Source organism: Candidatus Melainabacteria bacterium, assembly GCA_003963305.1.
Taxonomy (GTDB): domain Bacteria; phylum Cyanobacteriota; class Vampirovibrionia; order Obscuribacterales; family Obscuribacteraceae; genus PALSA-1081.
Genome location: RXJR01000009.1, coordinates 72,934 through 85,930, shown reverse-complemented (window position 1 = coordinate 85,930; position 12,997 = coordinate 72,934). Strand labels below are relative to the sequence as shown.

Below are 12,997 nucleotides of genomic sequence, written 5' to 3'. Positions count from 1 at the left end.
GTCTCTGGTTATTGAGTAGTCGTAGGCAGTTGCAGATTCAGCTGCAGTGGTGGTCCGCCAGCGGAAGGCGCGGGCCACTGGTTGGCATCGAGAGTGTAGGTATTTGACGTGACGCTGCTTTGAGCACCAGTGCTGTTCTGGACAGCCAGGGCCTTGACAGTTTGTGTGAAGTAGACGCTAACTGGTCCTGTGTAGAGCGTGGAGGCGGTGGTTGGTGTAGTACCGTCTGTGGTGTAATAGATTTTCGTATCGTCTTGAGCGCTTATTGCCACTTGCAGGGGGGCCGGGAAAGATCCCGTCGCCGGAACGATTGTTGGTGCAAGTGCGCTGGTCAGAGTTGAGGACTGATACTTGGTGTTCAAGTAGGCGAGCAAAGCGGCCCGGTCCGCGCTCGACAGGGCATGGTCGTAAACGAGGACCTCCGCAAGACCGCCTTTGAAGCTTGAGCTGGCGTTGTAGTTCGTAAATATGCTGTTTATCGAGCGAGTTAGGTTGTTGGCATTCGGCAGTGCGCCTGAGGCAGTGACACCATTGCCCTGAATGTATCCGGTCGTTCCTCCCTGCTGCGCTTCGAGGATTTCAAATACGCTGGCAGGGAGTGCGTTTGTCGCACTGAGTGTGTGATTTGTGCTGCCTGTGTACAAGTTGAACGTAGCGGTTGTGGCAGCGGTGGTGGAGAGAACGCTGATATTGTCACTGGTGGCACCGTTGCCCAGGTCTAAAATGTATGCAGGAACCGAGCTATTCAGGGACTTCGTGACAAGGAAAATGTTTGCGCCGGTCGAAAAGTTCCTGAATCCAAAGGGCAGAGTGAGTGTGCCTGTAGCAGGTGGTGGTGAGACAAGGTCGTGATTGAATATTGCAGGTAAACCATTTATGGCATTGGCTGACAAGAATGGTGCGCTGCTGCCTGGCAGAGCGTGATTGTTGTTTCCTGAGAAGTCCGTCCATTGAGAGAGATAGTTAAATGGCGAGGAGCCCGTGGTTTGCACACCGTAGTCACTCTTCAGCCACAGTTGCAGACCTGTCTGAGGAACAGATTTCGTGTTGGCATCAATGTTGAAGTAAGCTGTTGCGACCGGGCTGGTTGAATAACTCAGTACGGCAATAGCCTTCAAGATAGTGTTTGAGTTCAAAGTGAGTGGAGTTGAGTAGACAGTGGAGCCGGTCGTTGGGGTGCTACCGTCTGTGGTGTAATAGATAGTTGCACCAGGGTCGGCTGTGATTGTCACAACCTGTGAGGCTGCGTAAGCGCCTGTACCAGGGCTGAACTGCGGTGGCATGGAAGTAATGGCATACTTGGCGGCTAGATACGATTCAACTGTCGCTCTTTGTGCAGGTGTGATAGCTGATTTGTAGATGATTACTTCAGCCATCTGTCCGCTAAAAAAGAGGGCCTTGGCGAAGTCCGTTCCGAAGAAGTTGCCTGATCGGGAAATATTGGTGATGTTATTTAAGAGACCCTGTCCGCCAAGCACCCCGTTTGTATAGAGGAAGGCTGCGCCGGTGCCGTCATGCAATGCCTCAAGGATCTGGTATTGCCCGGCCGTTACGCCGCTCGCGGAAGTGACATGGCTCGCGCTGGAACCGTTGTATGAATACAGGTTTGTGCCATTTGCTGTCGTTTCTGAGAAATAAAGGTTATTGCTGGTTGAGCCGTTGCCAAAGTCGAAGAAGCGAGCGTTGTTCACAATTGAAGTGGGCTTGGTGACGATGAATGCGGTTGCACCGGCGGTGAAGTCAGCCAGTCCCGCAGGTGATTGCAAGAACTGTGTGGCGCCATCGAATGCCAGGGCCGGCAGACTGTTAACTACGTTAGTGACGAGCGTGGGGCGTTTAGCATTATTGCTCTGGCTGGCTGTGTTGCCACTACCGGACATATCGGTCCAGTCTGTGACATTTGAGCCTGAGGTGCGGACGCCGAAGTCCGATTTCAACCAGACAGCCATGTTCGTGCGAGATACGTTGGCAGTGCTCGAGTCAATTTGAATGAAGGAGGATGCGACCGTGCTGCTTTGTGCTCCGTAGGCTGCGATTGCCTGGACCTGAGCAGAGCTGCTGACAGTGAACGGGATATAATACGGTGTCGAACTGGTTGTTGGTGTGGTACCGTTGGTGGTGTAGTACACCTGGCTGCCGGTCGGGATTGTGATCGTGACGGTTTGTGGACCGGATGAAAATACCTGGTTGTTCGGGCTGATTGTAGGGGCGGTGGGGGCAGAGTTAATGCCGTATTTATTCAGAAGGTATGTTTCAACAGCTGCACGACCATTTGCATCAAGGGCAGTGTTGTAGACTAGAATTTCTGCGATACTGCCTGTGAACCAGTCCGTACCGGAGGAGGCGGCGCCAATAATATTTGTTGTACGAGTGACGTTATTTGGATTTGTCACTGTTCCGGCGGCAGTCACAGTACCGTTCGTGAAAAGGGTTCCACCATTGGAACTTTGCAAATACTCAAGCACCTGGAAGGTGTTTGCGGTAAGCCCTGATGATGACGATACACCGCTGGAAGTGCTGCCGTTATATGAGATAAAGGAAGTGCCTTTATTGGGCCCGCTCACAAATTCGCTGACTGTGAGGTTGTTATTGTTTGCGACGCCCGAGCCAAAATCTAACAGTCTCTTGGCATTAACAATTGACGACGGATTTGCCACGATGTAGATGGTCGCACCGCCTGTAAAGTTAGCCATGCCGGACGGTAACTGTACGTAGTCGGATGAGCCATCGAAGCTTATAGCGGGAAAACCGTTGACAGCATTGGTGACGAAGCTTGGCTGTTTGGTAGATGTAGCCTGGCTCGCGCTATTGCCAGCTCCGGAGAAATCAGTCCAGTTGGTGACGCTAGAACCACTTGTTATGACCCCAAAATCGGCCTTAAGCCAGGTGATCAGTCCCGATTTGGGGACAGTGGCTGTACTTGTATCGATCTGGATTGTGACGCTGGATACGGTACTTGTTGTGTAGTTTGAGCCCGCCGATATGGCTTTAACTGTTGTGGTGCCATAGATTGGGAATCCTCCCGAGTTTGGATCGTAAAGGGTCGAGGAAGTAGTGGGAGTGGTTCCGTCTGTGGTGTAATATATCGGCTGGTTGAGATCCTGGCTCAGCACCATCGTCTGAGTGCTACCGTAGACTCCGGCAGGAAGCGAGAAGGTTGGCGCATCTAGCGTCGGAGATGGGTTGACGTTGTATTTTGCATGTAGATAGGATTCGACGGCGGCGCGTTCGTAACCAGTGAGCTGTCGGTTGTACAAAATTACTTCTGCCATCTGCCCGTTGTATGAATTCGCAGCCGTCTTTGCAGCATCTATGCCAATGTAATTTGTTGTGCGTGAAGTATTGGCAATATTGAATACGGTGCCTGAGGCATCAAGTGCATTGTTTGTAAAAATGCTTGCGCTTCCGGAGCCGGAGACTACTTCCAGAAGTTGATATGAGCCGGCCGTGATCTTATTTGCGGTCGAATTGAGCGAGCTTGAAGAAGCTCCGCTGTAGACAAAGAAATTTGCTGAAGATGCTGGTGAAGTAGACTCTGACAGATAAACATTGTTGCTGGCTGTACCGTTGCCGAAGTCGAAAAAGCGAGCGTTGTTAACGATAGAGGATGGCTTGGTGACAACAAAAGCAGTTGAGCCGGCAGTAAAGTCGGCTAGACCCGTAGGTAGCTGCAGGTATTGTGACGAGCCGCTGAAAGCGACGGCAGGCAGGCTGTTGACTGCGTTCGTGACGAGCGACGGTCTGTTCGCGCCGGTATTCTGTGTGGCATGATTGTCATTAGCGGAAAAGTCAGACCATTGAGTCACATTTGAACTACTGGTCAGAACTCCGGCGTCCCCCATTAGCCACAGGTTGATACCACTACGTGGTACTGCAGCTGCCTTTGAGTCGACCTGGATATATATACTGGAGACTGCACTTGTGCCAAATGATTGTACTGCAATCGCCTTGAGAGTAGTGGCGCTTGATATTGTGAAGGGACCTGTATATGGCGTGGAGCCCGTTGTTGGGGTGCTACCGTCTGTGGTGTAATAGATACTTGCGCCTGGGTCTGCTACGATTCCTACCGTCGGGCCCAAGGAGTAGACTCCTGTGCCTGGAGTGAAACGTGGTGCTGCGACTTTCAGACCGTAGCGGGCAAAAAGGTAGCCTTCGACATCTGCGCGATCGGACGCTGATAGCTGAGTGTTGTACACCAGGATTTCAGCAACTTTGCCGTGTAGAAAACCAGTGGAGAATGTAGAATTTTCACCAATAGCGTTAAAGCCGCGTGTGATGTTAGGTATGGTCTGTACGCTGCCCTGGACGACTTGCACGCCATTGTTGTATATCGTTGCGGTCGTAGAAGTGTTCTGCGTAAATTCCAGAAGCGAGGGAGTGTTGGCTACCAAAACTCCCGTCGGTGAGGTGATGGTGCCTCCGGTGCTACCGTTGAAGGCGTTGTAAGAGACGCTTCCGGCAGCGGCAGCAACGGTCGCGGCGATAATGTTGTTATTGCTGGAAGCTGTTGTAGCAAAATCGAAGAAAACATCGCTAGCCGTAACCGTATTGGGTTGAGTGACTAAGAAAATTGTGGCACCAGATGAGAAATTTGAGAATCCCGAGGGCAGGTTAAGAAACTGCGACGAACCACTAAAGTTGATGGCAGGCAGTCCGTTGATTGCACTCGCGGCAAGTGTAGGACGATTTGCAGATACGCTCTGTGTTGCATTCATGTTATTGCCAGAGACGTCCGTCCATTGCGTGACGTTTGAGCCACTGGTCGATACAGCCAGGTCTGACTTTAACCAGAGCTGGAGGTTGGTTTTCTTGACGTTACTTGAGGCCGGATCGATCTGAATAATCGCAGAAGAGACGCTGCTGCTGGTGAAAAACTGAGGTGTCATCCAGGCAATTGCTTGAACGGTAGAGGTGCTGCTGATGTTGAATGGTCCACTGTATAGATTCGACGATGTTGTTGGAGTGGTTCCGTTGGTGGTGTAATAAATGGCAGCGCCGGGATCAGCAGTGAGCGTAACGGGAGTCGTGGTCGAGTAAACTCCTGTACCCGGGGTAATGGTTGGTGCGCTAAGTGTGGGTGCGCTGCCTATCCCGTATTTGCTCAGGAAGTAGCTTTCCAGTGCAATGCGTTGAGTGGTCGTAAGAGGTGCGGAATAAACGAGCATCTCGCAGATTTGCCCGTTGAAAAAAGTATTGTTAGCGAAGTTTGTGCCGATGAAATTGCCGCTGCGATTAATGTTGGTGATATTGTTGATCGCGCCGGTAGCTTTTTGCACCCCGTTTGAATAGATCGTAGCTGTGGCCGAACCACTGTGCACAGCTTCGAGCAAAGAGAATGTACCGGCACTGAGAGCTCCGGAAGCAGGCAGGCTGCTAGAGGTGCTGCCGTTGTAGACAAGCAAGTTTGCCGTTGTTGAGGCAGTCTCAGATATGGCTACATTATTGCTGGTGGCACCATTACCAAAATCGAAGATACGGACGTTGGTTGTTACGCTGGTCGGCTTGGTGACGATGAATATACTTGCGCCTGAGTTGAAATTGGCAAAGCCCGGTCCAAGCGCGAGAAACTGTGATGATCCATTGAAATTAATCGCAGGTAAGCCATTCAGTGCAGATGTGACCAGGGTAGGCTGCTTAGCACTCGTAGACTGTGAGGCATTATTGCCATTGCCTGACTGGTCGACAATCTGCGAAACACTGGTGCCACTGTATGTGACACCGCTGTCGGCTCTAAACCATGCCGCTAGGTTGGCGCTGCGCTGCGGCACGTTCACCATGAAATTCTCGTTAGTAAAAACGGCAGTGCTAAGTGTGCCAGAGACTGCACTGGTGACGCCGAAACCAATATAAAAGGCACCAGGCAGGCTGAACTGGCAAGTGCCAACCTCAGACCAATTTATGCCATCGCTGGATTGATATCCGGCAATTGATCCTTGACTTCTCACCAGCCGAAGATATATAGGCGCGGCAATAGACGGTCCCAGTGTGGTTGTGCTGCTTGCTCCATCGGCGGTGCGATATGTGAAGTTAACACCATTACCGGGTGTTACACCGACCATCGCCATAGCACCATTCGAGGTCAGTGTGTCCTTGATCATCAGACCGGCATTGGCGTAATTGCTGGTATTTGTTTGCGATGACACTTTCGCAATCAGCTCAACATTGCCGCTGGTCGGGGTGCTCACAAAGGTGAAATTGTCGGCGGTGCCGCCGATGCCATTACCGGCACCAGCGATGGTGAATGTACCGGAGCTGAAGCTGTATGTGCCTGTGGCTCCGGTGCTGCCAAGGTCGGTCTTCGTCCAGGTAACGGCTTGAGCACTAGCACTTGATTGGACAAACAGTGTTAAAAGTAACGCCAGCACAGCAGGAATCAGTAAATTGATTCTGCTAATGAGCTGTTCGAATTGATGACCAAAGATTGCCTGCATACGCAGTGCTCTGTCGGAAGCCATTGCGCTTCTCCTTGAAAATTGGAATATTATGGAAACGTTCAAAACTCCGACAAAGACACGGAAAAAATGAATGCCACTGTTTTGGTGTGAAGGCTCGGACTCTCGGCGTTGACGGCCGCACAGGGTCGTAGCCAATGCCAGCGAATTGGCTTTGGAGTTGAGTTACCCGTCAATTCATAAGACTACGCAAATGAAGCTAGTGCGCCCACAAGTAAACTTGTAGGTTATGAGTCGCCAGGCCGAGAGTTGTGTATTTTGCCGGGATGCACTGACTGCCCTCCCTTACACTGAGCCTTTCTGGGATTCCTGAGCTGCCTTATAGCGAAATTCATTCGCCCGGTCAGCTCGTATGCAACAAACTTGATCTCTATTGCACACTTTTATCCTAGCATAACTATGTTTGTTTGCGCAATAGTCCTGACAAGAGAAAACACTGATTAGAAGCGGGTTGAGCAACGTTTGTCAAAAGTTGCTTCTTTTGATTACGGCCGTAGAGCGTGTACCCATGCTGGTTTTGGTGCGTACACTTCAACCTTGCGATTGGAAAAACCTATACGAAATTATATGGAGACTTATATCAGCATTAATGTTGCGCCACCGAAGATGGTGCGTTCAAAAAAATCCAAATAAAACGATGCCTCGTCGCGTAACGAGGCATCTTAATTTATTCGCTGCTACCAGAATCGATATTGCTCTAGATTATTTCACGTCAGACTGGAGAAGAATTCAAGTATGTTGACTCCAATAGGAGTTCCCCAGCCCGTAACCGCATCCCATCCGAGAGTTGATTCATAGCCAGAGACTTTATCGACTGAGTTGTTGCCGGAGGTGATGTCGTTAAACAGCCTGTTGTTCGGTTTTGTGTAAACGGGAACATTGAGAAAACCAATAGACTTGTTCAATCGCGCATTTATTCTAGCTGCCAGACCGGCATAAAGTGGTGACACTGCGCTCGTACCTCCAACGACAGTCCACGAACCATGAACGACTACGGCATAACCTGTGTATGGATCTGCGACAGCAGAGACGTCCGGGAGACCTCGGCCGTTGAAACCAGGTTCTGGACCAGGTGGAAGATTCAGGTTCGCTTGATAGTCCGGGCGCGGGAAGAAATTGCTGATGCCACCACCAGTGGCGCTTCCATCTCCATCGTTCCAGACCTTTTCAGATCTGACACCGGCAGTTACAGTCAGCGATGTACCACCGCAGGCGATGGCAAATGGGCTGGAGGCAGGGAAGTCCACATGCGCTTTTCCGTCATAGACGTTATCGTTGGCGCCGTCGTCACCGGCAGCACAAAAAACGGAGATGCCCATGGCCGCGGCCGACTTGAAAGCTTCGTTCATGGCAAGCATTTGCTGTTCGGTCCACTGTCTCTCAGCTGCTCCCCAGCTAATTGAGATGATGGAAGGTTTGTTGATCTCGTCGTGGATGGCTGCGAGCACAGCTTTGAGAAAACTTTGATCGTCGTTGGGGGCGAAGTAAACCACGATCTTGGAGCCTGGGGCCACTGCTCCAGCTACTTGAATATCGAGGGCAACTTCCGTGTCTGCACCTCTATTTATGAAAGGCAGATTTTTGCCGCCATTGACCGAGACGCTGGAGACCTGGGGCACCGGTAAGTTCAATGAGGAGAAGAATTTTTTGATATCTGATTTTAGATAGCCGCCTCCCAGTTCAATCAAAGCGATTGTCTGCCCTCGTCCATCCGACACAGGAAAGTCGTAGATTGCAGCCAATTGTTCGCCATCAAAGGCATCAGGTTTTGACAGGGGATTGACTATACCTGCATAACGCAGATGAGAGATAGCCTGGGGGCGATTGTCCAGTCCAAACACGCCTGTGATAATCTCTGACAGTTCGGTTGGAATAAAAATTGGACCGACTCTGCAACGACTCACTTCTCCATGTCTTTGTGTCTCGAAGACCTGCACTTTGAAGGCATTAAAGAGAGCATCGGAGCTTCCTTTCAGTCCCACTGTGCGTTTTCCTGATTCAATCTCTGTCACTTCGAGCCCAAAATGTTCGGCAAAGGACAGAACTGTATTCAGGTCTTTTGGAGAGGCTCCATACTCTTCTTCAAACTCCAGAAGTGGCAGAACCTGGTTTTGCTTGATCAAACTGAGAGCGTCGAGCTTTTTCTTGCGCCGGATCTGTACGGTAATTTCGATGTCCCGTATCATTTCGACGGCGTTCATTCTGGTGCCGAAGAAGAGTCTGCGAACGCTTCCTGGTAGTATTGTGAATTCTTGAAATGGCATATTCTGTTTTCGAGCAAAAAGCTTGCTCGCCTCCTGAAAAAATTGTTCGGTGCATCACCGCAGTTGCTGGATAAATCATGCGTTTACCTCTGACCGCTTTCTGCAATGTTTTGATTTGTGGATTGAGTATTTGAAAGGTTTGTGAATGGCTGATAGCGCGGTGACAGTGCTTGCCATTCAATCAGTGTCTTTGTATGAGCATCTGTGTGAAGTAAATCAGAGAGCATCTGCTCGAATTTGTTGGGCATTTCAACTTTTATCATTCTCTCGCCGAGTTGACGCAACATCTTCATGTTATTGGGCGAGGCTTTATCGAGTAATGCATTCTGAGATGGCAGGATGGTATCAAATCGATAGTATGTAAGCTCGGGCGATCGCGACAGCTGCAGCAGTTCATAGTCCGTTTTGGCGTCAGAGCCGTCCATACAAATGTCGATAGTCGGTTTGATCCAGTCTACGGGCCGCCAGTGTATGGCACTAGTATACTTGTAGGGTTGCTCGCACCGTCCTGTCCCCAGTGACAACACCCAGAATTTGTCACCCGGTGCAGCGTAGCGAAGGCATTCAACCAGTGCAGTCATAGTTGGATTATTGGAGACAAGTCCGCCGTCAATAAAGCCCAGCGGACCCTCGGGGGTGTTTAATCTGGCAGGGATGAAATACGTTGGTGCAGCAGATGTGGCGCGGGCGATGTCTTTCATAAGATATTGCCCGCAGTTATTTTTGTCCCAGCTTTTAAAGAACACTGTTGTTCTTTGCTCCAGGCAGTAAGCTGGCACCATAACGTTTGTCAGGGATTGACCGAGTTTCGTGACGCCGAAGTATTTGGCCAGGCTGCGTTCGATAGCTTGTGCATCGTGCTTTGCGCCGCCGAAAGCCCATTCTTCGATCTCCTGGAAAGGTCTTTTTGCAAATATCTTTGGACCTTCATGGAAGTAGAGGTCGATGATGTCGTCGGCGCGGTAACGTGGAGTAGATTTGCCGTCTGTAGTTGTTTCAGGCGTGCCCAGGGCCAGCGCCGTGATTGCACCGCTGGAGGTGCCTGCGATGAAATCGAAAAGATCTGATATATGTTTGCCGGTGCCATACTCAATCTGTTCCAGTAACACTGCTGGAATGATGCCGCGGATGCCACCGCCGTCTATGGAAAGTATTCTCCAGGTCTTCGACATATCACTTAAGCAAGTTGCCAACCTCCAGGATTGGTTTGTTCAAGCTATGAGAAGATTACAGTGGGGACGCGGCAAGGCTACGTTGATACCAATTGACTGTTGCTTGTACTGCAACAGTGATGTTGCAGACAATCGACAAGATCGAGAATCAATGCGCATTAACACGAGCCATTCAGCGTTCACTTCATAGCTTGATGTAATGGAATTTTGACGGTGGCTGTTCTAATGAATCAGCCTATGGAACGAAAAAATTGATAGATGGTCTCATAGCCACTCCTTTGTATCCCAGCCTGACTAACGGATACGGAAAGGATCAGACTTCAAACTGAAACAAGTCGATATTTCAGTTGAAATGCAATCAAGCCTAATTGCATGAAATCAACATAACAGAATCGTTACAACCGCGCAATAGAGGATCTGGCTTGGGGAGGGGATTATAGTGTATCGCTATATGAGTTTATGGGTTTTCCAGTAATAAAATGGAATCGTATATGGTGCCTTGTTGAATTTTGACACTCAGATTAGCGCCGCTTAATCCCTTGTGCGTCCTGCCTTTTGGGGCTTTGCTTTGAAGAAATTACTGTTTAGGATCGACTGGTGATTTGCCTAAGAAAGTCATAGGATCAGTGAAAACCGTTATGGGCACGGGGATAAGCATGTAGCCTTTTGTATACATGAGCCGAATCGGAAGCGTGCTCTACCAGAGAAGATTTTACTCGCGACACTTATAACCGCATCAGTACACGGGTTTAACATGGCATTAACACTATTGTTTTCCCGGAAAAAAGATCAGGAAATTGCATGTTGTGCTTGTGATGAAAGTGTTTTGCTATGAGCAGTGTTCGGAGCACTCCTGGAACAGTTACGTTTTGAGGGGCTTCGAGACTGGTATTAATAACGCCAGAGTATTGTTTATTGAGGTGAACTTGGTATTTATTTCCATTGGTCGAATCTTCTTAAATAGGAAATTTTTCCATGAGCCTGCGCTATTGTCAGTGTGACCACGATTGGAGCTGATGCTTAAAACCTTTTGGTGAGGACTGTCATCATTATATTGAGAGACGATTCAGAGAGCTATCGCGGAATGTCTGTGATCCTTGAATGTCAATTGTCACTTCTGTCTGAGTTGTAGTCGAGCCTGAATGCGATCCATATGGTTCCATCTGGGAATTTGAGGTTGGCTGGCATCGGCAAAAACGGAACGGATTTGCGGATAGCCTCTAGTGCTGCATCGTCCACTTCTTGATTGCTCGAACTTTTGGTGAGCTTGAGATTTTGGATTTGACCATTCTGTTTCAGTTCAAAAGTGACTTCCACAGAGTTTGACTTGTGACTGTGAACAACATGCCATCTGGACTTTACTTTGTTTTTTATGGCGTACATTAATGGCGCATATTCTCCCAAATTGCGCTCCTCTGCACTGAGAAGCCTTTTGTAGACTCCTCGTTTCAGAAGTGTTGCTTCATGATTCTGGTGCCGTAACTTGTCCAACAAAGACTGGTAGCGTTGGTGAATCTTTTCTGAGTGCTGACTTATTTGTTGGTCCGCTTCGATTGCTGCCAGTGCGTCTTCGTAGGGCTTAGTACCGACGCCATGATTTTTAGCCTGTGAAATTTCGTTCTTGATCTGACTTTGCAAATTGGTTACCGAGTCATTGTTCGAGGTTGATTGCTGGCTGCTCGATATCTGAGGAGACCACAGTAAAAATGTGGCAGCTACCAGAGGCGGCAACCAGAGCGGCAGGCTGGAGAGAAGAAGCTTTGGTTTGACTCGTGCCGTGATCAATGTTTTAGGGTATTTCATATTTCATTGGTGAATCATGTCATTCTACATGGAGAATTCGATGTTGGATAAAGTCGACGTGGTTCCTTGAGAGTAACCGGAATGTTTTAGTTTCGTGTGGTTCAAGTGAATCAATCAAAACAGCTTTAGGTTCTTTATGGTTCAAGTGAATTGAACAAATCAGCTTCAGGTTCTTGTGGTCTAAGTGAATTGCGCAGCGTTTCAGAGCTTGTTTTTGCTACAATCTGACGTTCAACATACGAGGTACTATCATTGGGTCCATTGATTCCAGACAACGCTTCAGCTGAAAATTACTACTTTGAGAGCCATCCGAGAGCGAAAGAGCTACTGAACGACAAAATATTTTGGCAACCTGGTCTTGAGAATGGTCCGACCCGCGGCGATACGGGTTTTGATGGATTGCACGATTTTTGGGAATGGAGACCAAATAACTTGAATCAATCAGTGCTTGATTTTGTCCGTCTTCAGTTGCACGAATCTTACGGATTGAGTAGGGAACGAATTGATCAGATTTCAAACGAAGTTTCAATGCCGTTTCCTGAGCAACTTGAATACGATTCAAATTTATACGACGACTACTTACTTGCGGTTACGTTTGCGCAATTCATGGCAGAAGGATGTGTTGAATCTCAACTTAAGAAAGCGGCACTGCAGGTGGTAAAACGGCAAACGGATCCGAGTGTGGTAAGGCGTCGTTACGGTGAATCAAATGAACCGCCATATCCTGAGGAATTCTCTAAGGTAGTAGAGGCTTTGAATCAAATGAATATTTGCTAGACCTTAATATGACTAAAATTTGCACTCAACATTTGACAGGCAACATGGTTCGGAAATTAATGACCAACCAAATAATCGTAAATGCCAAGCCTCAAATTGTTTGGGACTGCTTAATCAGAGCTAGCCAGTGGCATACATGGATAAACATGAACGATCCACCCGCTCAAATAAGTGGGGGAAAGGAAGTCCTTTCTGAATCAGCCTCATTTAAATGGTACCGAGCGTCACTTAGACTGAAATCTAAAGTTATAGAGTTTCAGGATGGTAACGGTATTGTTTGGAAGACTTCTCTGTTTGGTTTGGGCACTTCATATATGCACTGGACTTTAGAAGCCGTCAATTCAGAGCAAACCAAACTGATTTTGGAAGAAGTACAGACTGGATTGTTTCCACTTATCTTTCTAAATGATCGAAATTCTGTTCTTGTATTCAATTCTGTATGGCTTACCTGTTTAAAGAGGAAAGTTGAGAACGAATTGGCTTCGCGAAGTAAGGCGGAGCCGATATAATTTGTACGTGACATTGCATT

At 48.7% G+C, this 12,997-nt stretch carries 5 protein-coding genes; 1 reads left to right on the top strand and 4 read right to left on the bottom strand.

The features are described 5' to 3' along the window. Positions 1–8: 8 nt before the first annotated feature. From EKK48_10405 to EKK48_10390, 4 genes are all read right to left on the bottom strand, one after another. On the bottom strand, positions 9–6,455 hold the full coding sequence (locus tag EKK48_10405; protein ID RTL42397.1) for a hypothetical protein: 6,447 nt from the start codon (positions 6,453–6,455) through the stop codon (positions 9–11). Positions 6,456–7,159: 704 nt separating this feature from the next. Continuing rightward, complete coding sequence (locus tag EKK48_10400) at positions 7,160–8,716, bottom strand: peptidase S53 (protein ID RTL42396.1); 1,557 nt, start codon at positions 8,714–8,716, stop codon at positions 7,160–7,162. An 83-nt stretch (positions 8,717–8,799) separates the two neighbouring features. Further along, positions 8,800–9,888 (bottom strand): patatin, encoded by a 1,089-nt coding sequence (locus EKK48_10395; GenBank protein RTL42395.1) that lies wholly within the window; start codon positions 9,886–9,888, stop codon positions 8,800–8,802. 1,104 nt (positions 9,889–10,992) lie between these two features. Then, entirely contained in the window at positions 10,993–11,691 is a 699-nt protein-coding gene (locus EKK48_10390; GenBank protein RTL42394.1) for a cell envelope integrity protein TolA, read from the bottom strand. A gap of 252 nt (positions 11,692–11,943) precedes the next feature. On the opposite strand from EKK48_10390, the gene EKK48_10385 reads away from it, so the two are divergent. Then, positions 11,944–12,468 (top strand): hypothetical protein, encoded by a 525-nt coding sequence (locus EKK48_10385; protein ID RTL42393.1) that lies wholly within the window; start codon positions 11,944–11,946, stop codon positions 12,466–12,468. Positions 12,469–12,997 lie beyond the last annotated feature (529 nt).